This is a genomic window from Streptomyces sp. 15-116A (assembly GCF_025290915.1).
Taxonomy (GTDB): Bacteria; Actinomycetota; Actinomycetes; order Streptomycetales; family Streptomycetaceae; genus Streptomyces.
In genome coordinates, this window is the sequence record NZ_JAOCQE010000006.1 from 23,255 (window position 1) to 48,353 (window position 25,099).

The 25,099-nt window shown below is 70.2% G+C and carries 13 protein-coding genes; 8 read left to right on the forward strand and 5 right to left on the reverse strand.

The window, feature by feature from the left end; all coding sequences use genetic code 11:
• The first annotated feature begins 82 nt into the window (after positions 1-82).
• Positions 83-1,747 (forward strand): SAM-dependent methyltransferase, encoded by a 1,665-nt coding sequence (locus tag N4P33_RS02295; RefSeq protein WP_260824438.1) that lies wholly within the window; start codon positions 83-85, stop codon positions 1,745-1,747.
• Between the two features lie 18 nt (positions 1,748-1,765).
• On the opposite strand, the gene N4P33_RS02300 is transcribed toward N4P33_RS02295, so the two are convergent.
• From N4P33_RS02300 to N4P33_RS02320, 5 genes are read right to left on the reverse strand one after another with little or no spacing between them, the layout of a single operon-like run.
• On the reverse strand, positions 1,766-3,901 hold the full coding sequence (locus N4P33_RS02300) for a UvrD-helicase domain-containing protein (RefSeq protein ID WP_260824439.1): 2,136 nt from the start codon (positions 3,899-3,901) through the stop codon (positions 1,766-1,768).
• 40 nt (positions 3,902-3,941) lie between these two features.
• Positions 3,942-5,153 (reverse strand): McrC family protein, encoded by a 1,212-nt coding sequence (locus N4P33_RS02305; protein ID WP_260824440.1) that lies wholly within the window; start codon positions 5,151-5,153, stop codon positions 3,942-3,944.
• Entirely contained in the window at positions 5,150-6,985 is a 1,836-nt protein-coding gene (locus N4P33_RS02310) for a DUF4357 domain-containing protein (protein WP_260824441.1), read from the reverse strand. The genes N4P33_RS02305 and N4P33_RS02310 overlap by 4 nt, the downstream gene beginning before the upstream one ends.
• A gap of 46 nt (positions 6,986-7,031) precedes the next feature.
• Positions 7,032-7,442 (reverse strand): hypothetical protein, encoded by a 411-nt coding sequence (locus tag N4P33_RS02315; RefSeq protein WP_260824442.1) that lies wholly within the window; start codon positions 7,440-7,442, stop codon positions 7,032-7,034.
• Positions 7,439-9,781 (reverse strand): AAA family ATPase, encoded by a 2,343-nt coding sequence (locus tag N4P33_RS02320; RefSeq protein WP_260824443.1) that lies wholly within the window; start codon positions 9,779-9,781, stop codon positions 7,439-7,441. The genes N4P33_RS02315 and N4P33_RS02320 overlap by 4 nt, the downstream gene beginning before the upstream one ends.
• Before the next feature lie 389 nt (positions 9,782-10,170).
• On the opposite strand from N4P33_RS02320, the gene N4P33_RS02325 reads away from it, so the two are divergent.
• The 7 genes from N4P33_RS02325 to N4P33_RS02355 all read left to right on the forward strand — a co-directional run bounded on the left by N4P33_RS02325 (position 10,171) and on the right by N4P33_RS02355 (position 24,938).
• Complete coding sequence (locus N4P33_RS02325) at positions 10,171-12,243, forward strand: PrsW family intramembrane metalloprotease (protein ID WP_260824466.1); 2,073 nt, start codon at positions 10,171-10,173, stop codon at positions 12,241-12,243.
• A 5-nt stretch (positions 12,244-12,248) separates the two neighbouring features.
• Complete coding sequence (locus N4P33_RS02330; RefSeq protein WP_260824444.1) at positions 12,249-12,851, forward strand: hypothetical protein; 603 nt, start codon at positions 12,249-12,251, stop codon at positions 12,849-12,851.
• Between the two features lie 844 nt (positions 12,852-13,695).
• Positions 13,696-14,331 carry a HEAT repeat domain-containing protein gene (locus N4P33_RS02335; protein WP_260824445.1) on the forward strand — a complete coding sequence of 212 codons (636 nt, stop codon included), beginning with the start codon at positions 13,696-13,698 and terminating at the stop codon, positions 14,329-14,331.
• A 350-nt stretch (positions 14,332-14,681) separates the two neighbouring features.
• Entirely contained in the window at positions 14,682-16,898 is a 2,217-nt protein-coding gene (locus N4P33_RS02340) for a hypothetical protein (RefSeq protein ID WP_260824446.1), read from the forward strand.
• A 71-nt stretch (positions 16,899-16,969) separates the two neighbouring features.
• Positions 16,970-23,071, forward strand: a complete 6,102-nt coding sequence (locus tag N4P33_RS02345) for a hypothetical protein (protein WP_260824447.1) — start codon at positions 16,970-16,972, stop codon at positions 23,069-23,071.
• Between the two features lie 143 nt (positions 23,072-23,214).
• Positions 23,215-24,396, forward strand: a complete 1,182-nt coding sequence (locus N4P33_RS02350) for an XRE family transcriptional regulator (RefSeq protein ID WP_260824448.1) — start codon at positions 23,215-23,217, stop codon at positions 24,394-24,396.
• The gene (locus N4P33_RS02355) at positions 24,393-24,938 is read left to right on the forward strand and encodes a hypothetical protein (protein ID WP_260824449.1); all 546 of its coding nucleotides are present in this window, start codon (positions 24,393-24,395) and stop codon (positions 24,936-24,938) included. Before N4P33_RS02350 ends, N4P33_RS02355 begins: the two co-directional genes overlap by 4 nt.
• Positions 24,939-25,099 lie beyond the last annotated feature (161 nt).

A 25,099-nucleotide genomic window follows, 5' to 3' on the forward strand; every position in this document is an offset into this window, starting at 1 on the left:
CGCAGCGCGCAAATGCCTCGTTAACGCCGTCAACGGTCTTAGTTCATTGCCGCGGCAACCGGCGCTGTGTACGGTGGCCGGTATGTCACAGACCCCGGCCAATCCGACGAACCCGTTGGTAACCGGTTCCGAGATCGCCCGGCTCGCGGGCGTCACCCGTGCTGCCGTCTCGAACTGGAGAAGGCGGTACGACGACTTCCCCGCACCGGCGGGGGGCGGGGCCAACAGCCCGCTGTTCGACCTGGCCGAGGTCCAGGCCTGGCTGGACAGACAGCGCAAGGGCCAGGACGTGGCCGAGGAGGTGCAGCTGTGGCAGGTGCTGCGCGGTGCGTACGGTGACGACATTCTCGGTGGACTCGCCGACATCGCGGACGCCCTCCGTTCGAGAGACGCCCGGAGCGCCGCACCGGAGCCGCTGCCCGACAAGGCGGTGAAGCTCGCCCGACACATGGCTGAGACCGGATCCCCCGGCGATGTCGTGAACGCCTTGGCGGAGCGTTTCACCGACTCCGTTCGCCGCGCGGGATCAGATTCGGTGACCTCGCCCCGAGTGGTGCGGGCCGTGTGCCATTTCGCCGGCGATCTGGCGGACCACGCCGTCGTGCTCGATCCCGCCTGCGGCATCGGTTCGCTCCTGCTCGCCGTCGGACCCGCGGACCATGGCCGGCGTTTCGGGCAGGAAGTCGACCCGCGCAGTGCTCGCTTCGCGCAGGCACGGGCCGATCTCACCGGGCGTACCGGGGTCCGGATCGAACAGGGCGACTCGCTGCGCGCCGACCACTGGCCAGATCTCAAGGCCGATCTCGTCGTATGTGATCCCCCCACCAGCGACACCGACTGGGGGCGCGAGGACCTGCTCCTCGACCCGCGCTGGGAGCTCGGCACACCTTCGCGCGCCGAGGGGGAACTCGCCTGGCTGCAGCACGCCTACGCCCACACGGCGCCCGGCGGCCGCGTGATCATGGTGATGCCCGCGTCGGTGGCGTACCGCAAGGCAGGCCGCCGTATCCGGGCCGAGCTCGTGCGCCGGGGCATTCTCACCCAGGTCACCGCACTGGCCCCGGGCACGGCCGCCGCACACCCCCTTCCGGTGCACCTGTGGCACCTGCGACGACCACGGACGCCGGACGAGGCAGCCACTACCGTGCGCATGGTCGACCTCACGGCCAACGACCCGGACGGCCCCCTGGAGCCGCGTCCCGAGCAGATCACCGAGGTCGCACAGATCGATCTGCTGGACGATCTGGTGGACCTCACCCCGGGCCGCCACGTCGAGGAGTCCCACCGCGACTACGTCACCGAATACGACACTCTGCACGCGGAGTTGGCCGAGCAGCTGCAGAGACTGAACGAGCTGCTGCCGGTCCTGGTGGCCGGGCAGGGACCGGGCACCCTCGACGGTCCCAGCGTCAGCGTCGCCGACCTGACACGGGCCGGACTCGTCGAATACGCGGACCCTGAACCGGTCTCGGTCAGCGACCAGCTCGATACGGACTTCCTCCAGGGTTTCCTGCACAGCGCCGCCAACAGCCGCCGGTCGACCAGCGCCAGCGGCACCTTCCGGTTCGACAGCAAGGGCGCCCGCATCCCCCAGATGGACCTCGCCGCACAACGCAGGTACGGGTCAGCGTTCCGCGCGCTCAGGGAGTTCGAGGAGAGGTCGCGGCGGGTCGCGGAGCTCAGCCGGCAGATCGCCGAGCTGGCGCGGGACGGCCTGAGCAACGGCGCGCTACGGCCTGCCGACTGACAGCACAGCGCCGGGCGGCTACTCCGGGCGGGGCAGGAACGGACTGGCCGCCCCGCTCCACGACACCGCGAGCGCCTCCCTGGACCGGGTGCAGGCCACGAACAGCAGACACCGCTCCCGCAGCAGATCCGACTCGTGCTGAAGGAGGTCCACCGAGGCCGGCGTGACCTCCCGGGCGAACGGCACCGCGCCGGTGGTCACACCCAGCACCGCGACACACCGGAACTCCAGGCCCTTCATGGCATGCATGGTGGCCAGCCGGACCCCGTCCGCATCAGGTCCCGGATTGTCCCTCACCCGGACGACAGGAACCCCCGCCGCGCTCAGCTTGTCGTACGCCCTGTCGAGCAGGACGTTGAACCGGGCGCAGACACCGATCTCGGCCGGGCGGATGCCCTGCCCGATCCACTCCCGCACGCGGGTCACGAGCGCCGCGATCTCCTCCTGCTCCGAGCCGTACCCGGCGACATGCGGCCTGCGGCCGTGCAGCAGCGAGCGGTAGCCGGCCAGCGTGTCGTTGCCGTCGCCGCCCAGGTCCTCCACCGTCACCGGGCTCAGCAGTCCGGTGGACCAGGTCAGGATCTCCTCGGTGCTGCGGTAGTTGAGCCGCAGCCGGTGCGTGCGCCCCGTCACCGGGATGCCGAGCGATCCGAGGGAGACCTTCGAGTCGTAGATCCGCTGGTGCGGGTCGCCCGTGATGAACAGATCGTCGCTGCCGGGAGCGACCGCGGAGCGCAGCACGCGCCACTGCGCGGGATGCAGGTCCTGCGCCTCGTCCACCACCACATGGTCATGCGTCGGCGACGAAGCCGACAGCAGCTCGGCGGCCCGGGCACACACCTTCAGATGGGTGGTCACCTTCTTCTCGCGCAGCATCGACTCGAACAGCTCGATGGCGGGCCACAGTTGCTCCCGCCTGCTCGGCAACAGCGCACTGCCCCGGCCGCGCCGGGACGCGGCACGATAGGCGTCCAGGGTGCGCAGGTCCTGGGCGAGCACGACGTGCCGGTACTCCTGGGCGAGGAACTGCTCGGTCCACGGCAGCCCCAGCCTCTTCACCACCCGCTGCCACAGCTGACGTTCGTCCCGGTCGACGATGGGGGAGGGAGCCCTGCCGTCGAGACGGGTGACGACACCATGTGCGTAGGCGTTGACCGTGGTCACGTCCACGCGCGCCAGCAGCTCCGCGTCGCCGTCCAGCAGCAGCGACAGGTTCTCGCGCAGGGAGGCGGCCAGGGCGTTGGTGTACGTGGTGAGCAGCACCCTGGTGTCCGGGGAGCGGCTGAGCAGATGCTTGACGCGGTGCAGCGCCACGACCGTCTTGCCGGTGCCTGGACCCCCGCTGACCTGGACCGGCCCGCCGTAGGACACGCGGTAGGCGACGCGCCGCTGTGACGGGTGCAGGAACACCCGCCAGGCGGCGAACGGCTTCTCCAGGATGTCGGTGAGTTCCTCCGGCCCGGTGACCAGGGTGATCCGGCTGGAGGTGTTGGCAATGGCCGCGGCCAGGCTCTCGTCCGGATCGGGTCCGGCGGCGACAGGCCGGCGGACGGCGACCACGTCGCGGTACACGTCCTCGGGACTGAACCCCTCGGCCAGATACTGCAGCACTTCGAACTGGTCCTCCGGCAACAGCGTGCCGAACGCCTCCAGTTGCGGCTTGTCGATGATCGTGCGCACCGCCCGCAGCACCTGGTCGTCGATGCCGAGCTCACGCAGAACGGTGTCCGAGTAGCGGGCGAACAACAGGGAACCGGCCGCGGCCGCGGCCTTCTCCAGCTGCGGGGTCAGCTGCTCGATGGCCACCACATTGCGGACCTCCAGCGCCCGCGTCGCGGAGTTCGTGGTGTAGAGCCGCTTGGCGGCCCAGCTGTAGGCGTCGTCGTGCCGTACGACGTTGACGAGCAGGAACACATCGCTGCCGTCGTCCGGGGCGAGGACGACACCGCGCCAGAAGTCGTTGATGCGGATGGTCCGCATCCGGGGATCACGGGCGTTCTCCACGGACTCCAGATGCAGCCCCTTGTCCGAGTGCAGCTCGGCGACGGTGAGCTGCTGGAACTTCTGCATCGCCTTGCGCACGCCGGCCTTGACGGGCTTCTCCAGGACGTCGTAGCTCTCCCAGAAACTATTGGCGAACGCAAGCTGTGGCACGGTGTGCCCTCCCCACCCCGGACGGTCACTGCGAGGCCGATCATACGCACGGGCCGCTCACCAGACGGGCGGCCACCTCTGCCACGTCGGCGAGCAGCCCGGCCGGCTCCTGGCCGAGGTCCAGGGCGTGCTGGTGGATCACGATGCCCGCATGCCGTACCCGGTGTGCGGCATGCTCGGCGTTCCCCTTCGCGTACACCAGATGTCCGTGGCGCAGCCCGAGGGCGGTGCAGTAGGCGAGCATCTGGTACAGGTCGGCCTCCGGAAACCCGCCGGGCTTCTCCGCCTTGTACTTCGCGTCGGCCACGGCACACGGACGGCGGTCCGGCCCGTAGAGGACGAAGTCCGGTCGCATGCGGATCATCCGGGCCTCGTCGAGCGTGTGCGGATCCTGGAGCCGGGCGTGGTGTCCGGAGCCGTGGAGCGCCTCACGCAGCGCGGCCGTGACGAAGTCCTCGAAGAGTTTGTTCATGTCGAACAGGAAGCCGTCGACGCGCAGTCCACCGGGGTCGTGTTCCGGCGAGGCGTTCTCCAGAACGGCCCGGGCCAGATGCAGGGCCTGGTGATAGCGCGCGTTGAGGCGGCTCGGCCGCCATTCGGGCAGCGGACGGCCCCGCACGAGTCGTCCGGCGTCCGCCAGCCGCGACCGCTGGTGCAGCAGCCTGCGGCGCACCTCGCGCGGTACGCCGGGGAGCCGCAGCAGCCGCTCCACGGCCGCCCGCAGGATGCGGTTCTCCGCGATGTCGGTGGTGAATTCGTCGTAGGTCACCTCGACCGGCAGGGTCGCCCCGAACCGGCGGCGTATCTGATCGGCCTCCCGGATCCGCCCCCGGACGACGAGCGAGGTCTCCTCGGTCACCCGGTAGCCCTGCAGCAGCCCTTGGCGCAGAGCACGGTCGACCTGCCGTTCCACGGCATGGGCGAGGGCGGGCAGCAGATCCCGGTGCTCGGCCACGTCGACCTCGCCGTCGCGCCAGGCACCGGACGGGTCCTGGCTGTACCCGAGGAGGAAGAACAGGCGGCCGATGGGCACCTTGGGCACGATGCGGACCGTCAGTGCGTCCTCATGGCCGGGCGCGGTGAGCGTGACGGCGCCGACCTTGCTGCCGGCCCGAAGGGACCAGCGGCCGGGGGAGTACGGGTCCGGTGCGGCCTCGGCGATCCGCAGGACGGCCAGCGCCCGCCCCAGGGCGTCCGGCAGCGGCAGACTCACCGCCGGTGCGTGCTCGACGAGTTCGACGACGAGCGTCACCCCAGCGACTCCCGGAGCGCCGCGAGCCCGTACCGCTTCTCGATGTCCACACCCTCGCCGTAGTGATGCTCCTCCAGCAACGGCAGGATCTTCGTCCGCCAGGTCCGCTCGAGACCGCCGTCGCGGTAGACGCCCGGCTTCATGAGGTACGACGGTCCGATACGGAAGTCGGCATCGTCGATACGGGAGTTGAGCGCGTCCAGCAGGTCCGCCGGCTCGGCGTCCTTGCCCTCCCTGGCCAGCCACCGGCGCAGCAGCCCACTCGTCGGCTCGGTGCGCGGCGACAGCTCGACGAAGGCGAACCGCCTGCGCATGGCCGTGTCGACGAGGGCGATGGACCGGTCGGCCGTGTTCATCGTCCCGATCACGAACAGGTTCGGCGGCAGCGCGAAGTCGTCGCCCGAGTACGTCAGCCGCACCGACTTGTTGCGGTACTCCAGCAGGAAGTACAGCTCACCGAAGACCTTCGCGAGGTTGGCCCGGTTGATCTCGTCGATGATCAGGAAGTGCGGGATGTGCCGGCTGCCCTCCCGGGACGCGAGGTCGGCGAGCTCACGCAGGGGACCTGCGGTGAGCCGGAAGTCGACCTTGCGGGTGTCCGGGTCCTCCTGGGGCCGGAACCCCTCGAAGAAGTCCTCGTAGGCGTACGACGGATGGAACTGCACGAGCTTCACCTGCTCGGGTCCGCCGCCCAGGAACTCGGCCAGCTTGAGAGCGAGGTAGGTCTTGCCGGTGCCGGGCGGGCCGTAGAGCACCAACTGCCGCTCGTCCCACAGCAGTTCGCGCACCTCGTCCAGCCAGGCCACGTCGTGCACGAGCAGTTCGGCGGCCAGTTCGTCCGTCGGGCGGGGCAGCTCCAGCTCGCGCCGTGCCGTCAGAGCGGGGATCTCCCCGCTGGGGTCACGGTCGGTGGCCTCGGCCTCGTCGATCAGATCCTGGTCGCTGAGACCGAGACCGTCGATGAGGTCCTTGACCACCGTGAGATCCACGACGTCGTGCTGGGCGGACAGACGCTGCTGAAGCTCCTCCGGCAGCTCGTCGTAGGCGTGCCCCTGCTCCTGCCAGTCCACCGGGCGGCGCAGATTGGACCGTCCGTCCTCGGAGTCGACCTGCTCGGCGGGGCCGGCGATCTCGCCGACGTACAGGCGCCCGCCGGAGATCGTGCACATGGTGTCGCCAGGGCGCATCCGCGCGAGGAAGGCGTGCAGGTCCTCGACCAGCTGCATCTTCTGGTTGTACGTCGCCGTCGAGGCGTAGTCCTCGTCGACGGCCGTGCGTAGCCGGTCCTTGCTGATGCCCTGCTCGATGCCCTTCCGCAGATGCCGGGCGGACAGCGAGACCAACCCTTCGGTGAGCCACAGCCGCTGGACGAGATCGAGACCGGAGACATTCGAACCGCGTACCAGCCAGGCCCGGCTGCGGCCCCACCACACCTGGTCGAGATAGTCGGCGAGCGGATGCCCGTCGGGCGACTTCCACTCCGTCCATCCGTTGGCGCTGCGGCCGACCAGGATCTCGGCGGCGGCCGACGGGGAGTTGCACTCGATGTCCCGTGTCGTCTCCAGCCAGCCCGGCCAGCGCTCGGACTCGACGAGGGCGCCCTCGCCGAGCAGCTGCTGCCGCAACCGGTACGACGACGGCATGCGCTGCGGGAACGAGGACACGACGTCCGCCCTGCCGGGGGATCCGGCCAGCACGACGAACTTCTGGCTGCCGTTGGTGCCCTTCTCCTCCAGCAGCCGCCCCCGTGCCTCCGGCCCGCCGGCCGGCAGCCGCAGCCGGAACTCCGGATAGCGCGTCGCGCCCGAGGGGCCGTCGTACGCCTCGCTCACACCCACTCCTCGTTTCGCGGAGAGCCTGCACCCTCGCTCGAGAACCCTAGGCCCTGCCGTCACCTTCCCTCCCCCGGAGGGGGGACCGAACGGCGCCCAGAGCGGTCACCAGCGCGGCGACCTCCCGAAGCCGGGCCTCGATGTCGGCCGGTGCGGGCGGCAGCTCGTAGGTGCGGTAGTGGCAGGCCGCGCTGAGCGCCGCCCATGTCGTGCGGCACCGGCGGGCGGTGTCTCCTCCCGCGTACCACTCCAGGCACAGCATGCGGTGCTTGCCGATCCGCGTCATCCGAGGGGTGATCCGCTGCCAGCAGGCGTCGAGGGACTGCTCCAGTGCCATGCGCAGCAGGATGGCGGCGGCCCGGGCACGCAGGCCCGGCGCCAGGGCCGGCACCGTCCCCGCCGGGGGCCGCAGCAGTCGTTCGGCGGCGGCGACGAGACTCTGCGCACGTGCCGTCATCGTCCACCTCCGGCGACCTGCGCACCGCCCGCGGAGAGTTCGGCCCGCACGATGGCGGTGGCCAGGTGCTTGGTCCGGGTGATCAGCGCCTTGCGGTCGTCGACCGTGGGCAGCGGGCCGTGGGTACCGGAGTTGAACGCCTCGATCAGCGGCCAGCCACCGGGCCGGATCCGCTCGACGGCGGCACGCGCGTCCCGCTTGCCGTCCCCGAGCAGGGCCAGGGCCACGTACTCCTTGGTGCGTTCCAGCGACGCGATGCGCTCCTCCACCTCGGCCAGGGCCAGTCCCTGCTCGTCACGGAGCCTGCGACGCGCCGTCGCCAGGCAGGCGACCTCCACGACCCCGCGGCACATGGCCGGCAGCACATGATCGGCCACCTCCTGCGGCACGTGCGGGTCGAGGGAGATGGCCCGGGCCTCCGCCAGCGCCTGGTCGACGGGATCGGTCACTGCCTCGACACCCACCACGGAGTCCGTCTGGCGGGTGACCCGCAGGACCGTGGCAGGGATACCGAGGTGCGTGATGGCCTGCTGCAGCCGCGTGTCATGCGTGAAGACGATCACCTGGCGGTCCCTGGCACAGGCGTCGAGCACCCGGGCCAGTCCCTCGACCTTCGCCGGGTCCATGGACTGCACAGGATCGTCGATCACGAGGAATCCGAACGGGCTGCCGTCGTGCGTGGCACGCGGCAGGAACAACGACAGTGCCAGTGAATGCAGTTCGCCTTGGCTCATCACGCTGTAGGCGGGCGCCGTCATGTCGTCGACGGTCACATCCAGCTCGACCCGGCCCCGACCGGGCGTGCCGGCCAGCGTCACGGACCCCAGCGTGACACTGCTGTGCTCGCACAGCCGCTGCCACACCTCCTGCGACTGCTCGGCGAAGGGCCGCAGCCGCTCGTCCCGCAGCTCGTTGATGATTGACCGCAGCCACGCGCGTGCCTTGGTCGCCTGCGGCTTACGGGCACGCGCGTCCGCGGCGGCCTCCGCCACGCCCAGCCAGCCGGTGAGCCGGACGGCCATCGGCTGCCACGCGCCGTCGTGCTCGGCGAGCTGCCGTGCCGACTCCTCCCGCACCTGCCGGCACGCCTCGTCCAGGGCGCGAGCCGTCCTCTCCACCCGCTCGGCGAGCTCGCGCACGTCGGTGATGCCGCGGCACAGCGCCCAGTCCCGCCACAGGGCCGCCAGCGGAGACTGCTCGCCCTGGAGCCACACCGGAACGGGCTGGATCACATCGTGCAGGGCCCGCCGTGCCGCGGTCACTGCCTGCCGCGCGGACTCCGCCTCGGCCGCCTCGCCCTGCAGCCGTTCCACCTCCGCGCGGGCCCGCTCCGCCCAGGCCCGGTCGAGCTGCCCGGTACTGCCGCACACGGGGCAGTCGGCGGACTGCGCGCGCCGCCGGTGATCGAGCGCCGCCTCCAGCAGCTGCGCCAGACGGCGGGCGTTCTCGGCGTCGCCGTACCTGGCCTCCTCCTCACGCGCCGCGGCTTCACGCAGCCGCGTGAGCGCGACTGACACGTCCTTGAGGTCGGGCCCGGTGAGGCTCGCCTGCTGCCGCAGCCGTACGAGTTCCGCCTCGGCGGCCGGTGAACGCCGGGACAGCAGCGCCCGCACCCCGTCGAGGTCGGCCCGGGTACCGGAGAGGGCCTGGGTGGCCTCCCGGGCCCGGGGATCGTCGAGCGCGGCCAGCGCCTCGAGCAGTTGCTCCGTGCACTCCTTCTCGAGCTTGACCGCCTTCTCGCACGCGCTCGCGGTGTCCTTGACCCGGGTGTCGAGTTCGGCGAGCAGCTCCAGTCCGAGCAGCTTGAAGAACGCGTCGTGCAGATCGCCGAGCGTTCCGTTGATCACCGAACCGAGTTCGCTGTACGGCAGGAAGGGGCGGGCCAGATCGAGTGCGTCGGCGTCGAGAACCCCCTCCAGCTGCCGCTCGGATCCGTCCGCCGCCTCGATGCGGGTGCGGGCCTCGTCGACCTTGCCCCCGTACCAGGTGCGCCGCACGGTGACCGGGTCCCCGCCGTCGCCGAGGGAGAGCTCGACGGATACCTCGGGCTTGACGTCGGGGCTGTGCAGGTTGCGCCAGCCCTGCTTCCAGTCACCGGCCCGGCGTCCCTCCCAGCGGGAGTTACGCCCGGTGAGAGCGGTCTCCGCGGCCTCGGCGAAGCTCGACTTGCCCGACCCGTTGGGTCCGGTGACGACCACCAGGCCCGGTCCCGGCGGGAGTCGGAGCGTGGTACGCGGCCCGATGCCGCGCCAGCCGGCCGCGGTGATGGACCGCAGCTGCACGGGACCGGCCCGCCCTTTGCCGTTCCTGACCTGCTCCTCCGGGAGCAGCTCACGCAACAGGGCCTGGGTTTCGGCCGCGAGCCCCGAACGCTCCAGGCGCGGAGAAGCTCCCGTACGGAGGGCGGGGTGTGGCCGGGGTCGGTAGCGGAACGGGGCTGCGGCACGTCGGTCATGGAGTGCTCCAGGGACGGGGTCGGCGTGGTGTGCACCGACACGAGTTGAGCGAATGCGTGTCTCTAATCAGCATGATGCGCAACGTTAGCACTGTCAACAGATTCACGAAAGACGGCCCACTCGTATCTGTGTACGGATGTATCTGTGCGTCGGCAGCGGTGCGACGCGGGGTGGCTGAAATCGCTTCTGTGGCAGCGGCGACCCATTCCCCTAGGCTGCACATTTGCGAGGGCAACTCGCAGTGCGACGGGGGTATTTGGGTGTCGTTCATGATGGTTGCCGCAGCCGTCTACGGCGTGGGGCAGTTATGCGTGGTGTCGTGGCCCACGCGGTCCGTACGTCTGTCCACGGTTCTCCTGGCCATGGCCGCCGGGATGTTCGCGTGCGGAACGGCCGCCGGGCTGCTTGAACTGACCTACACGAGAGTCTTCGCGGCGCAGACTGGTCGATCTATGGCGCAGGTCGTCAGCACCACCAGTCACACCGTGGCGCCGTGGGTGGAGGAACTGGTCAAGGCGACTCCGCTCGTGCTGGCCGGTGTGTACGCGAAGGTTCGGCGGCAGTGGGGCGTCACCGACTTCGTGCTGGTGGGCTCGGCCCTGGGCGCCGGATTCGGACTCTTGGAGGCGCTGCTGCGGTACTCACTGGACGCTGACCGGGCCATCGCCCGACCGGACGGCGGCTGGACCATCCCGGACAGCCTCTCGGCACCGTACATACCGGGTCCCGGCCAGGTGTTCACCGCCTGGCTTCCCGCGCCCTCCGATTCACTCGAACTCGGCCATTCCAGCCCGACCGCGACAGCCACCTTCTCCCACCTCGTGTGGACGGCCCTCGCCGGCCTGGGTGTCGGTCTGCTGTGGCGTCTGCCCCGCTGGGCGAAACCGGTCGCTGTTGTGCCGGTGACTCTCGCGGTAGCCCACCACACCCTGAACAACTACGTCGCCGAGAACGGCCGCCGTGAACCGCAGCGAGAGTGGCTGGAGGACATCGACAACGGCCTGTGGCTCATCTCTCTGGCGACGCTCGCGCTCGCCATGCTGATCGACCTGCGCCATGTCAGGCGCGGCAAGCGGAACATGCCGGACGTCCTGCTGGGGTCCGAGCGTAGCGACGGTGACAGCATCGCCGCGGTCACCCGCTACGCCGCCTGGCGCCTTCCGTGGAGCCTGCTGATCGCGCTCCGCTTCGTGCGTTTGCGCAGATCGCTCTACTACTCCTACGCGGCTCACCCGACCGCCTCCGGCATCGAGCCACTTCGGAATTCCGTCGCCGAGATCGCGCGGCGCATCAACGCCACCGACCACGAACGACCCTGGCGCACAGTCGATAGACGAGCGCACGTGAGGGCCGCGCGGGCAGCGGCGCGTAGTCCACGCCGATGGCTGATCCTTGTACCTTGCCTGCTCGCACTCCCTTCCGTTCTGTTCCTCGGAGCCGGTTCCTTCAAGTCCACTGTGGGACTTCAGGACTTCTTCGCCAGTGTGGCAGGGGCGAAGCTGCTCATGGGATGCGCGGTCGCCGCCCTGGCATGGATCGCCTGGCAGCTGGTGCTCCTGGCGCGGACATGGCGCCGGACGGCCGCCCAACCGCTGGGCGAACAACTCGCCCAGCACCGCCTTCGTTTCGGAACAGCCGTGGGCTCCGCGACAACAGGCCTGTTGTTGCTATGGCGGGGCCTGGGCGACGCAGGACCCGACGGGCGAGCCATTCCAGCGGCCCACCTCCTGGAGGCACTCGACCGGTTTCTCGTGTATCTGGGCTTCGCACTGGTCTTGCTGTCGTTGCTGGCGCTCTTCCCGCCAGCGGCAGGCCTCGCGTTCGCCGGCGGGGGCGCCGCCGCCGGCGTGACCGCCGCCCAGGCCGCGCTCGCGGCACGGCTCGGTCTCGCGGGTATCGCGCTCCTGGCGGTGAGTGCCGGCGGCTCCTCGATGGATCCACCAGGCGAGCAGGAGGCGTCGCCCGGTCCGCAGAAACCCGGCTCGACGGATCCCGTGCAGTCGCAGAAGGTGGGAGCCGCACGGGAGGAGAAGGTCGCCGAGCTGACCGGCGGGACAGTGCCCTCGGGTGCCCCGGGCAAGCCCGGGCTGAAGGTGACCAAACCCGGTGCGGGGACGACGGACGTGGACGTGATCGGAGCGGACGGTTCGTTCATCGCCGTGGGCGGGCCGGCCAAGGCGAGGAATCTCGCCAAGTTCGGTGAGAAGCTCCACATTCTCAAGTACGCGGCCGAGCAGCGGGGCGTACGGGCTCAGGTATATCTGGAAGAGGGCACACCGGATTCGGCACTCGCGCTGGCCAGGAAGGTTCTGGGTGATGCGAACGTGCACACGTTCACGAGGTGACAGGGATGAGTGACGGATTCTTCTACTGGTACAGCGAGCCGCATGACAAGCGCGGTGTCGAGCGCCTCCTCCATGCCCTCGAGGCGTACGGCGTCCACCTCGCCCACCCCACGTCGCATGCCATCACCACCATCACCGACGGCCCCGACTCCTGGGGTGAGCAACTCCCCGTGGAACGTGGCGAACTGGTCGAGCTCCTCACGCTGACGGACCGGCCCGAGGTCAACTTCCAGTTGTGGCTGAACGAGGAGACCGACATGTTCACCAGATTCCGTCGTCTGGGCGCGGGACGGGTCGTAATCGAGTTCGGCCTGGACGGGATGTCGCCTGCGGAGCAGGAGAGGGCGATCCGCGCGGCCTCACATGCCGTCAGTGCCGACCGGGACAGGACATGGGGGCTGGTCATCGACCGTCGCGGGCTGACGGAAGAGACAGACTGGGACAGGGTGATGCAGGGCGGGCAGGTGTTGCTGCCGCGCTTGCCCGACCTTCTGGGGGTCAGGCCGGAGGTGGCGACGGCGCACTCTCAGCTGAGCGCGACTCGGGGCGAGATGGAGCCGCCATTGGTGGTTTTCCGGGGCGACGGCAGCGAGACGGTGGACAGGTAGGTGGTTGTCTCCACGCCTGCCTGCTGGTCGGTGAAGCCCCGGCCAACCTCTGACCTACGCTGTCGGGATGTTCGGCAGGCGCAGAGCTCGTAAGGAGCAGGGGCGGCAGGAGGCCCTGGCGGCACGGATCAGGTCCTGCGACGCCGGAACCCGGGTCGCCGCGGCGGCGGAGATCGCGCAGGTCCGGGATCAGGCCTGGGCCGTACGGGAGCCGGCGCACGCACTGGACCGGGAGCCGGTACCGGATGTGTTCCCCGACATCGTCGGGTCCTTCTGTGACGCGCTGTGCCGGGATCGGTTCCTGCGTGAACGTGTCGAGCACATGCTCGCCGCCGGCCTGACAGCGAGCCGGCGGCCTTGGTGCGGGCCTGGACGGCGTTCCTCGCGGAGTGCGGCGGGGGCACAGCTCTGGAGACGGCCGACGACGATCTGGTGGAGGACGTCCGAAACTCACTTCGGCACCTGCGCGGGCAGGGCTTTCGATATGACCGACTGGAGCGTATGCGTCCCGAGTCCTTCCCGTACTCCCTGACGCTCAGTACGACGCTGGCGCTGGTGCATGGAGTCGTACGGCGCAACGTCGCACTGTCCGCCGCAGAGGAAGCGCGCGTGCGCGAGGACATACGGGCGGCCTTGGAATCGGCCCTGTCGCATCCCGCCGGCAGTGATGAGCGCGCGGAGGTACTCGTCCCCCTGGCCCTGCGGCCCGGGGAGGAGTCCTTCACGGACCGAGCCCTGGCCGGGCTGCGCATCGATGAGGCCCTCGCGCAGTGCAGGGCACACGGCGATTCGCGAGACCGTCGAGCGTCTGTGCGTACCCGGCCAGGAGCCGTACACGCTCGGCATGGCACTGTCCTGCTACTCCGCACTCCATGCCGATCGACCGCTCGAGAACCCGCCTGTGGAGCTGTTCCTCACGTTCCTGCGCCACGACGACGCGCTGGTGCGAGCCGCTGCCGCCTCCGGACTGAACACCGTGGGAGCGGGCGTGCCTGAGGAGGGCCGCGTCGTGAACGCCTTGACCGCGGTGCTGGAAGACGATCCCGACCCCGAAGTGGTGTTCTGTGCCGCGTCCGCGCTGTCTCACATCCGTTGCGCCGACGCCGCCAACTCCCGCCTGGCCGCGCGGGCCTTGGCACGCCACGCCGCATCGAGCGCCCCGCGTGTGCGCGCCGCGAGCGTGGAGGGAGCCCTGCTCCGAGACGAGCCCGATGCTCACCGCCGGCTGACCGCCGAACTGCACAGACCGGACGTGGAAGGGGTGTTCGTCTCCGTCGCGGGCGGCTACGCGAGCCACCGCGAGGCCGATCTTCCCGACGCCCAGCGCACCGAGCTGATCGAACTGCTCGAGCGTCTGCGCGAGGAAGGGTGGGCGCACCGGCCACGCGAAGACGACGACTCCTCGGACGCCGACTTCCGGGCGGGCGAGCTGGAGCGGGCGCAGGAGGCGTTGCGTACCTTCGCGTCACGGCGTTCGTGACGCTCACAGCGACAGGGTTCCATGGCACGTGAATGCGTTGACGCCGCTAACAGGCTGCCTTATCGTGCTGTGTGAGCGTGATTCTGCTGTCGGTGCGTAAGCATGTTCGACCAAACCGCCGCCGCCCCTGCAAAGTGACGAAAGTGCCACCGGAACACGCCATACGGGCATAGTCTTCGGGAATTACCGCACCCTGGGCTGGGGAGGCCCAGAGTGGGGGAGGTGTCATGGGTGGGGACCTGTTTGTGTCAGCAATTGCCGGCGGCCACGACGAGCCAGAGCCACGAGAGCGTCGTGACGCGGCGGACGTGCCTGATCCGTATGGTGAACGGGCCCTGCTGACCCCTGTCATGACGAGGGGGTACGACTTTGTACCCGAGGACGAGCGGGATCGGCTTCTACGCTATCTCGCGGCGGTCGTCGCAGCCCGCCCCGCGCCGGTCCACACCACTGTCGCTTTCAACGCCGTGTACTTCGGCTACGACCTCGGGGGCGACGGCTATGGCAGCAGTCCACTGCGGCTCGACGACTTCCCTGAGATCACCTTCGGCGAGTGCGTTCCTGCGCTCCCCGTCGGTGCCATGGTGTGCATCGCCACCGGATCGGACCCTCTCTACGCCGAGATCGTCTACCGGGAAGGCGCCCATCCGGAACTGGGCGCCCTGGGCGACGTACCGGCCTGGGTGTCGGGGGCTCCCGTGGGTGCGGTAGGACCGGGCCGGCCGGGGGACGGCACCGCTCGCCGGAGGGAACTCCTGGTCCCCGACCTGCACGCCTTCGGGCCCGCCCTGAGCCTGTCACCGGCGCAGCTCCACCGCTTACGCACGCGCCGGCGCTGGATCAACGAGGACGGTCATGTCGTCGTCGATGTCTGCTACCCGTCCCGGGAGGCGTCCCGGAGCGATGACCTGACCGCCTACGCCGACCATCTGCTGACGACGGCGCGGGAGCAACTGCTCAGTCCGTTCGTGCCGGTCTCGCTGGCCGAACTGGTCGGCAGTACAAGGGACGACGACCTGCGGGCCGGTCTTCTCGGCCTTCTCGACACCGTCCGCGGTGTCCTCCTCGCCGGCGACGAGCTGCGCATGTGGGGGCACTACGCCATGACCCGTGCCTCTCTCTCGGAATGCTGGCGCGACACCGGGCCCCTGGGCGGTGACGATCTCCGTTGCCTCGCGGCGGCCGTGGAGCGTGCGGCGAACCCGGCCAAGCGGCGCTATGGCCTCACCTCCCCCGTCACTGCGTACACGGCGGTCGGGCCGCGGCTGCGCGCGTTTCCCGGGGCGGCCGAACGACTCAGGGGAGTGGGCTATGCGGCTGCGGTGTGCCGGGCCAATGTGACCCTCGCCGATGTCGTCCAACGAGACAGTGAGCAGGGACTGTTCGGCAACGGCTCCCGTGTCACACTCGACGACGCCTTCGAAGGCGGCGGCGTGTGGCGGACCCACCATCCCGGCGAGACGGAACCCGCCGGGAACCCCTTGATCCCGGCGGGCCGCGGCTGGGCGTCGACGACCGGCGAGACATCCGATGCGGACGCGATGCCGGAGGCCGAGCCGGCATCGGAACAGATGCTGGAGCCGGTCGATCTTCCTCTGGCCGATGACGCCTTGCTCGGCCCCGCTGAGCTGCTGCGGCCGGACGCGGAGAGCATCGCCTGGCGGGCACCCTTGCGGCTGGCCCATCTCAGGCACGGCCGGCTCCCGCTGCACCCGGACGCGGCAGCCGCCCTGCACCGGTCACATGGCCGCCGATGCTCGGTACACCTCGAACTGTCGCACCACGGTGCGGTGCTGGCAGCGTCCGAGGCGGTTCAGGCCGTCACCGCCGAACTCGATGACACCGCAGGTCACTTGGCCGGTGTCGCCTGGCCTGAATCCTTCTTCCCGGGGCTGATGCTCGAGGTCTCCTGGCCGCGAGGCGGCCTGGTGATCCGCGTGGCCACGACCCGGCTCCAGGAGCCGGTGCGGGACGGTGATCGTCTGATCGGCCACTGCTTCGACCCTCGTGTCCTGACCAGAGAAGGCGCGCCCGGCAGCGACCGTCACGGCGACACGGCGGCCGGGCTGGGACCACGGCAGTTGGTGATGCGGACGGTACGCCGATGCGGTCTGCTCACCCTGGACGGCCATGCCCTCATGGACCGGTCCGTCCTGTCGCGTGCCGTGTACGGACACCGGCCGGCGGCGGCACAGACAGCCGCACTGGAGACAGCGGTCGTGGAACTGCTCGCGGAAGGGCTCCTGGAACCGGCGCTGGGCAGCCTCGACATCTGGGGCCGGCCACACTTCCCGGCCCGCACGGGGGAGCGGGCCATTCCACTGATCGGCTATCGCCCTGCCTGGCCGCGGGTGATAAGCCCGTGGGGCGGGACAGACCCGGGCGGCGGGGCACTTCGCGGTATCCAGTTCGTCCCCGGCCATCTGCGCCGCCTGCGGCCCGGCTGCTCCCCCAGCCACGCTCAGCGCGTGGCCTTCCGGGAGTACTGCCGCAGGCTCGGCAAGGCGGACGGCTGGGAACTGCCCGAGGGCTACACGTTCGTCACCGAGCACACGCGCGGCCGCTGAGCCGGACACGGCTCCCGAGCTGAGCTGATCCCGCACCACCGCACACCTGTCACAGAACGGAGTACGCGTACATGGAGGACCGCTACAGCGTCGTTGCGGAACCGCCTCTGTCCCCGCCCGGTGTCTCGGTCGAGCATCTCGAGCGCCTGGCCGCCGCCCTCAACAGCGTGGAAGACCCGGCCACCGCTCTGCACGACCTCACCGTCGACATGGTCGAACTCGCCTTCAACTCCCTGCCGCACAAGACCCGGCAGGAGCTGCTGCGCAGACTGGGCATCCGCATAGCAGCCCCTCGCCGCGCGGGCAGCGCCCTGTGCCGGGACGTACTGTGCCGACTGCGTCGCGAGGCAGCGCAGCAGCCGCGTACGCGCGGGGTCAGGGACCTCACCTCCACCGTGATGAACCAGGTGGTCAGGTTTGTCTTCGCGCCGGACGGCGAGACGGTGCCCGACCCGGTGTCCCGGTGGGGAGCGACACTTGTCCGGGCCACGGTGTTCGCCTGGTGCAACGCTTCCGTCGCCGACGCTCACATCATCGCCTGGGCGGCGGACCAGGACTGGTTCGCGGGGACGGCCGAGGACAAGGGGAGCGAACAACTCGCCGCTGTCGGGGACGCGGCGCGGTCCGTGAAGGCGGCGTACCCGGGATTCAGGCCTGGTGCGGCGGAGGCCACGCCGTCGACGAAGGACGAGAATCCGCGTGGGCGCACCGCCGCGGACGAGCAGATCGCCAGCGTTTCCGCGCATGCCGGAACCGAGGAGGTCACGGAACCGGAGGCGGCCTGTCGTGAGCTGGAGGGGGCTCTGGACCGCGCCCGGCATGCCGCGGAGAGCGTGACCGGCGCGATCACGGACGGCCGGGCTCCGCAGGACGCGGATGTGGCTGTCCTGAGCGCGCTGAGCGGATACTTCGACAGCGCGGAGGCGGCGTTCCGTGCGGCGGGTATCGAGGGGGTACGACGCCGCTTGGCGGACATGACGCGAGCCGCACACGCGTACCGTACGACGCACGCACGCGACCTGAAGGCACGCGAAGCGGTCGAGACCATGCTGCATGTCACGTGCCGGCCGGACAGTCCTGTGGCGCCCGCTGCCGAGGCCGTACGGGGTGTGGCCCGAAGACTGCTGGACACCGCGGTGTGGGACCGCCCGCAGCGTGAGGAGAGTGACGCGCTTGCCGCGCTGGCCCGGCTCATCCGGCTGGGACGGCAGGCGGACGCCGCGGCGGAGATCCTCGCTCTGCAGCAGGAGGTCACCACGGTGCTGCCCGAGTGCGCCGTCGCTGCGGTGATGCCGCACGAACTGACGTTGCCGCAGGCGGAGGGCACGGCCGATGAGAACGGCGAGGCAACGAACGTGGTGGCGACCGGCCCGTCCGATCCCGCCGCCGCGCCCATGACGGACGCCGTTGCCCCTTCGCCGGTTCAGACCGAGCAGGGCACGGGGCCGGAGACCACCGGGCCTGCCGCCGAAGACCGGGAGTTCCAGCCCGTCCCGGACCCGGGCAGCAGCGCGCCCGCCCTGACGACGGCCCGTCCCGCCGTCGGTGACCCGGCACAGCCCACTGCGACGGAGGCGGAAACCGAGACAGAGCTGGTCCCGGAGCCCGCGCACACGGTCGAGCCCTCCACGCCGGGCGAGGAGACTGCACCTTCCCTGACATCGGCCCAAGCCACGCCGCCCGTCCCCAAGACCGTTCCCGCCGTCTCCGCCGCGGACGACGAGGGGCAGGGTGAGGATCCCGTCGCGTCCGCGGCCGAGCAGGCCTTGGCGCAGCTCATCGCGGAGCGCCGCTTCGGACTGGCCCATCACGTGGCGAAGGCCGCCCATCGCCCCGCGCCGCAGGTCGCGGCGCTCCGCCTGGCCGGTGCCGCAGCGCTGCTCACCTCCGGTGACAGCCAGGGCGCCCGGCTCACCATGGACCTGCTCCAGCAGTACGGCGGATACGCGGGCCGGGAGGCGGAGGACTGTGCACTGCTTCTGCTGCCCGCCCTGCTGCGCACAGCGTTGATCACCGGCGACCACACGGCGGGCGCCCAGCTCAAGGCTCTGGTGCCCCGGCTGCCGGACCGCCTCGCTGAGGCCGCCGCCTCGGTGGCCGACCGCGCTCTCAGCGGCGCCCTGCTGATCGCCTCCCCACTGAACGTCTTCGCCGACGTGTCCAGGACGGAGGCCCGGCTGCGCGAGCTGCGGGACCATTCCCGTGCCCTGCTGGCGCCGCCGAGGCTGCGCTTCGCACGGGCGACGGAGATCGCGAAGCACTGGCTGGCTCCGGACAAGGGAATGCTCGGATCGCTGCTCACGACCGTGGCCGACGACCACCGCGACGCGGTGCCGCAGGTGCGGGAGAAGGCCGAACGCCTGTCGAAGCTGAGCGAGATCAACAACGAGATCGACCGCATGGACCGCAAGTACCGCTCGGCCAGCGGCAAACCGCTCCAGGGCTCCGGACGGCAGGATCTGGTGCATCTCGTGGAACGCGTGGTCAGCCTGGTCAAGGAGTGGTGCCTGGCCGTCGACAGCATCCGGCGCGGCGACCGGTCCGACGGCAGCAGGGCGGTCAAGGAGATCTCCTCCTTGCGTCACTCTCTGCTGGCGGGCAGGGAGGCCGTGCTCGCGGAGCTGGAGCAGATGGGCCGTCGCTCGGGCGCTGTCTCCGCCGCGACGGCATGGGCGGCCCGTGACGCTGTGGAGGAACTGTTCGCTCTGCTGGCCGGTGACACCGCCGCCGCCCGCACCGGCGGCTCGGTCGACCCCGAACTGCTCCTGGACGCGGAGCTGCTGAAGGTGTGCGACACCCGCGCCGAGCAGCCGCCGCTCGGCCGGCTGCTCGCAGCGGTCGACCGCGACTGGCAGGACGCCCTCGCCGAGCGGCTCGACCATGACGCGTTCGCCGCGGCCCGCACCATCGCGGACCTGGCCGGACGCGGGCTGCTGCCCGCCGTGCAGCCGGGGACGTTCACCCCGCCCGCGCCGGCCGAGATCGATGAGCGGGAGACCCGCAGGCGCACGGAGCTGCGCCGTGTGCACGACGAACTCGTCGCCGAGCTGCACCGTGCCCAGGCCGACGGAGCCGTGACCGACGACCAGGACCTGCGCCTCCAGGCGCTGCTGGCCGGCGCCCGCGACCAGCTCGACGGCCCTGGCAGCCACGACCTGATGGACGTACGGCGGGCGCTCGACACCGTACGCGGTGACCTGCCCGCCTACCGGCAGCAGGCCGCCGACCGGATCCGGGCCCGGCTCGACGCCCTCGACCTTCCGGAAGAGGAACGGGCCCAGGTCCTGCGGCACCTGGACACCGGCGGCCTGCCCACCGCAGCCGACCTGGTGTACTTCCTGGAGATCGGAGAACAGGTCCCGGAGATCGACGGTGGCGAGTCGCACCTGACCGATTTCTTCCCGACGGTGCCCGACGGTCTGCCGAAGGGCATCGACCGCGACCTGGTCGAGCTGGTCCGGGCCGCCGGCAAGCACCCCACGCTGCCCGTCCTGGACTACAGCTCGCTGTCCACCGACGAGGCGGCGCTGGCGGCCGACGCGCTCGACGAGTGGCGGATCCTGGCCGCGGCCGAGCCGAACGACCGGCTCGAGGTCTCCGCCAAGCGGCAGCTCCTGCCCGCCCTCAAGCTCCTCGGCTACGACGCCAAGAGCGCCAGGCCACTCGATGAGCGGACGCATCGCGGTCGCCGTCGCGAGCACCGTCTGTTCGAGCTGACCGATGTGGAGATCAACGGCAGGGCGAAGGCGCCCGCGTTCGGTTCGCAGATCAGGGAGCAGGGCGGCACGCTGCGGGTGCTGATGGTCTGGGGCCGGCCGCCCGCCGAGTTCGTCATGAGCCTGGCGGAGCCCGACACCAGCGGATCGAGTCTCCTGGTCGCCTACTTCGGCACGCTCAGCCGCGAGCACCGCGCCGAGCTCGCCGCCGGAGCCGGCCGGCTGCAGCCGCTGCTGGTCGTCGACGACGCCGCCCTCGCCTATCTCGCCGCACGAGGAAACCGCCAGGCCAGCACCGCCACCCAGACGCTGCTGCCGTTCTCCGGCGTCAATCCCTACATCCGGGAGAAGCGCGGCCGGATCGGCGGCGAGATGTTCTACGGCCGTGACGCCGAACGCAAGAGCATCATCGACCCGCGCGGCACCCAGGTCATCTTCGGCGGCCGCGGCCTGGGCAAGTCGGCACTGCTGGCCGATGCCGGGGAGCGGTTCATGGAGCAGCGTCCGGGCTACCACCAGGCGGTGTACGTGAACCTCGACCAGGAGAACATCGGCAAGGGCAGCGCACTGGGCCCGGAGATGCTGTGGAGCGTCCTGGACCGGGAGCTGGCCGCGGTGCAGGTGACGCCGGACCGGCCGCAGGGGCGAAAGTCGGGCAAGGATGTGTCCGACCGGGTCCGCACGGCCATTCGCACGTGGCTCGACGGGGACTCCCGTCGTCGCCTGCTGATCCTGCTCGACGAGTGCGACCAGTTCTTCGAGGCGGATGCCCCCCGCTTCGACCAGACGAAGAAACTCAAGGGCCTCGGCTCGGACACCAAGGACCACGCCAAGGTCGTGTTCGCCGGTCTGCACTCCGTGCAGCGGTTCTCCAAGCTGGCGAGCAACGGCCCGTTCGGCCACCTCGCGCAGACCCCGAAGGTGATCGGTCCGCTCGCTCCCCAGTTCGCCGCCGAACTGCTCGTCGAGCCGATGCGGGCACTCGGCTTCGAGTTCGGCGATCTGGACCTCGTCAACCGGGTGCTCGGCTACTGCTCCTACCAGCCCTTCCTGCTGCAGATGTTCGGGCACCGGCTGGTCGAGGTGATGCACCGCAAGCGGGCGCGGCGCGGAGCGGAAGGACCCCCGTACACGGTGGAGCTCGCCGACATCGAGATCGTGGAGTCGGACTCCGGCCTCAGGGAGAGCATCTCGGCGGCCTTCAAGGACACGCTGAGCCTCGACCACCGCTACGACGTGATCGCCAATGTGCTGGCGCACCACGCCCGCCATCACGGACTGGAGGTGCGGCTGAGCGACACCGAACTGCGCGAGGAGTGCGAGACGTTCTGGCGCAAGGGCTTCGAGCAGCTCGACACCGAGGGCTTCCGCGCCTATCTGTCCGAGATGGTGGGACTCGGCATCCTCGCCCCCAACCACGACGGCCAGGGCTGGCACCTGCGCGGTCCCAACGCGCTGCGCATGATCGGCACCTCGCACGAGGTGGAAGCCCGCCTGCTCCGTGCGGAGCGGGACTACAAGCTGCAGGAGAGCATCGTGCAGGAGGGCCGCCCCGAACTGCCCGACGGCCGGCCCGCCCCGCTCAGCATCACGCAGCTGGACGATCTGCTCGGCGAGCGGGCCAACCAGACGAGGGTCGTCCTCGGCACCGATGCCACCGGCGTCAAGGATGTCGCCGACACCCTGCGTACCATCGCCGGGCGCATCGCCGACTGGCAACTGCCGGCTGTCGGCAAGCCCAGTGTCTACAAGCAGGAACTCGTCGGCGGACGCCCACGGGAACGGCGGGTCGTCATCAGCGATTTCGTCAACTACCGCGATCCGGTACGGCCCGAGACCTGCCGTGAGGCCGTCGACCTCGCCGAGAACCTGCTGCCCCACACCCCGGGGGTGACCCGCGCGGTCGTCCTCGTCACCGATCCGGCCCAGCTCGCCCTGTGGCGATCGCTGCTGATGGGTACGGAACAGACCTCGGCCGCCCCCGTGGTGCTGCGCCGCCACGATCAGCGCAGCCTGCGCGGCTGGGCGCAGCGTGTGGAGATGTTCCACACGGAGGACCGCCTGGACCGCCTCCATGAGCTGACCGGCGGCTGGCCGCTGCTGGTCGGACGGGCGCACCGTCTGCACACCGAACTGGAGGACCCTGACGAGGTGCTGCGCCGCCTGGCGGGCCTGCGCACGGACCGGGCCGAGGCCGCCGCGTTCGTCGAGGCGACCGGTGTGTACGCGGATCCGCTGCTCGCCACCGCGTACCGGGCGCTCGCGGCGGAGTTCGAGGAGGGACCGTTCGACATCGAGGCGGCCGTCACCGCCGTCGTGCTGCGGGCGGGAGTCGACGACGAGGACGAGGCCCGATGGCTCGTCGCCTGCCTCGACGCCCTCCAGGTCTTCGACCGCGAGGACACTCACGTGCGTCTGGAGACGGTTCTCCGTGAGTGCGTGGGGCTGCACGGGTGAGAGCAGCGACGACACGTGAACCGCGAGCGGCGACAGCCACAGCCCTGACGGTGGCGGCACAGCGGTCGCGGTTCACGGCCGCTCGGTACGACGCCAGCCGATACCGTGTTGCGATTTTCGCAACTAGCTCGTACGGTAAATTCATGAGCGAGTCCGTGATCGATCGTGTACGCAGTGTCATGGCAGCGGCGTCGGTCAACCAGGCGGCGTTCGCCGAAGCGATCGGGCTGACGTCCGACAAACTCTCCAAGTCCCTGGCCGGCGTCCGCAGGTTCACGTCGTACGACCTGGCCCGGATCGCGGAGTTCGGCCACACCACGGTGGACTGGCTGCTGACCGGGCGGGAACCGCAGCGCCCCTCCTTCGCGGCGCGCACGAGCGTACCGACAGTCGATGAGCGGGGCCGCGACAGGCTGAGCGAACTGATCGAGCGCTTCACCACGGCGTACGAAGTGATCGATCTCCTCGGTCTGTCGCCCGAGCTGCCGGAGCTGCCGACTGTACGGGCAGACCTCAAGCGCTACGTCGACCAGGGCGTGGCCCTGGCTGACGACGCCCTGGCCAGGCTCAGGGGCGAGGGGGCGCCGGCCATCGGCGAACTGGGCACTGCCGATCTGCTCCAGCTCGCAGAGCGCGCCTTCGGCGTGGACGTCGCGAAAGTCGGCCTGCCCGACGGACTCGACGGCGCCGCCTGGCAGGCCGACGGATTCCGGCTGGTGATGCTCGCCCTGACCGACGTACCCACTCGTCAGCGCTTCACGCTCGCCCACGAACTCGGCCACATCTTGGCGCGAGATGCCCAGGATCTGCTGACAGAGACGCATCTGTCCCCTGGACATCAGAAGGACCTGACCGAGGTACGCGCCAACGTGTTCGCCGCCAACCTCCTGATGCCGAGGGACGAGATCGTCGCAGCGGTGCAGAACAGCGAACTCACCGACGAACGACTCACCCAGCTGGTCGTGCGATTCGAGGTATCGCCCAGCGCTCTCGCGGCCCGGCTCGGCCAACTCCGTGCCATCACCTCGGAGTCCGCGAACAGACTCCGTGGAATGACCACGCAGGACTGCCACTGGCTGGCGGGCCAGAGTGACCTGTACGAAGCGCGTAAGACGTGGTCACAGACCAAGCGTCTCCCCTACCGGCCGGCCCTGCTCCTCTACGAGGCGTATCTGGCCGGCGACACCACCCTGCGTCCGCTGGCCGCGTACACCGGCCTGGACGTCGACACAGTTCGCGGCAGGCTCGAACCCGAACCGGTCCCGCCGGGCGTGGAGTCCTCCAGCACGGGTGCCGACGAAGGGGACCTGGTCTTCCAGCCATGACGCGCCATTGCTGGTTTCCCGACAACACGGTGCTGTGCAACTTCGCGGTCGTCGACCGCCTGAGTCTGCTGGAGAAGGTTCTCGACGGTCGCGGCCGTTGGACACAGGCGGTCGCGGCAGAAGCGGCGCAGTCGAAGCAGTACTGGCCGAGACTGAGCCAGGTGATCGACGGCGGATGGCTCGGCGACCCGATCGAGATCGACGACCCGGCCGAAACAGCCCTGGTCGACCGCGTCCGCCGCGTCGTCTTCGCGGGCTCACCGTCCCGGCCCCGGCAGCACCTGGGTGAGGCAGAGACGCTGCTCCTCATCGAACATCGGAGTGAGTTCGCCGGTTCGGTGTGGATCACGGACGACGGCGAAGCCGGCCACTACGCGCGCCGCAAGGGCATCTGCGTCAAGAACACCGTCGATCTCATGCGAGAGGCCGTGGTGGAGGGCCTTGTCGCGGCCGATGACGGGCACGGCATGCTGCTGAGGATGCGACAGTCCGGCCGACACCTTCGAGGCATTCCCCCGAGACCGGCAGACCTGTTGCAGTAGGGCGGGCGGTGTTGCGGCGCGATCCCGGGCTGATCGAGGCATACTGGCCGGCCACTCCCTCGAACTCGCTTGCATCATTGTCATCCCAGCGGTCAAGTGGCGATGAGGACGTGCCACTGCCGGACGACCCCGTCAGCAGCACGAACCGGTCGGCCAGGCGC

Excerpts from the sequence above, each read along its gene's own strand:
- N4P33_RS02295 (WP_260824438.1), top strand. The coding sequence starts at position 83 with ATGTCACAGACCCCGGCCAATCCGACGAACCCGTTGGTAACCGGTTCC.
- N4P33_RS02315 (WP_260824442.1), bottom strand. The coding sequence starts at position 7,442 with ATGACGGCACGTGCGCAGAGTCTCGTCGCCGCCGCCGAACGACTGCTG.
- N4P33_RS02325 (WP_260824466.1), top strand. The coding sequence starts at position 10,171 with ATGGTTGCCGCAGCCGTCTACGGCGTGGGGCAGTTATGCGTGGTGTCG.
- N4P33_RS02330 (WP_260824444.1), top strand. The coding sequence starts at position 12,249 with ATGAGTGACGGATTCTTCTACTGGTACAGCGAGCCGCATGACAAGCGC.
- N4P33_RS02335 (WP_260824445.1), top strand. The coding sequence starts at position 13,696 with ATGGCACTGTCCTGCTACTCCGCACTCCATGCCGATCGACCGCTCGAG.
- N4P33_RS02340 (WP_260824446.1), top strand. The coding sequence starts at position 14,682 with ATGACGAGGGGGTACGACTTTGTACCCGAGGACGAGCGGGATCGGCTT.
- N4P33_RS02345 (WP_260824447.1), top strand. The coding sequence starts at position 16,970 with ATGGAGGACCGCTACAGCGTCGTTGCGGAACCGCCTCTGTCCCCGCCC.
- N4P33_RS02350 (WP_260824448.1), top strand. The coding sequence starts at position 23,215 with ATGAGCGAGTCCGTGATCGATCGTGTACGCAGTGTCATGGCAGCGGCG.
- N4P33_RS02355 (WP_260824449.1), top strand. The coding sequence starts at position 24,393 with ATGACGCGCCATTGCTGGTTTCCCGACAACACGGTGCTGTGCAACTTC.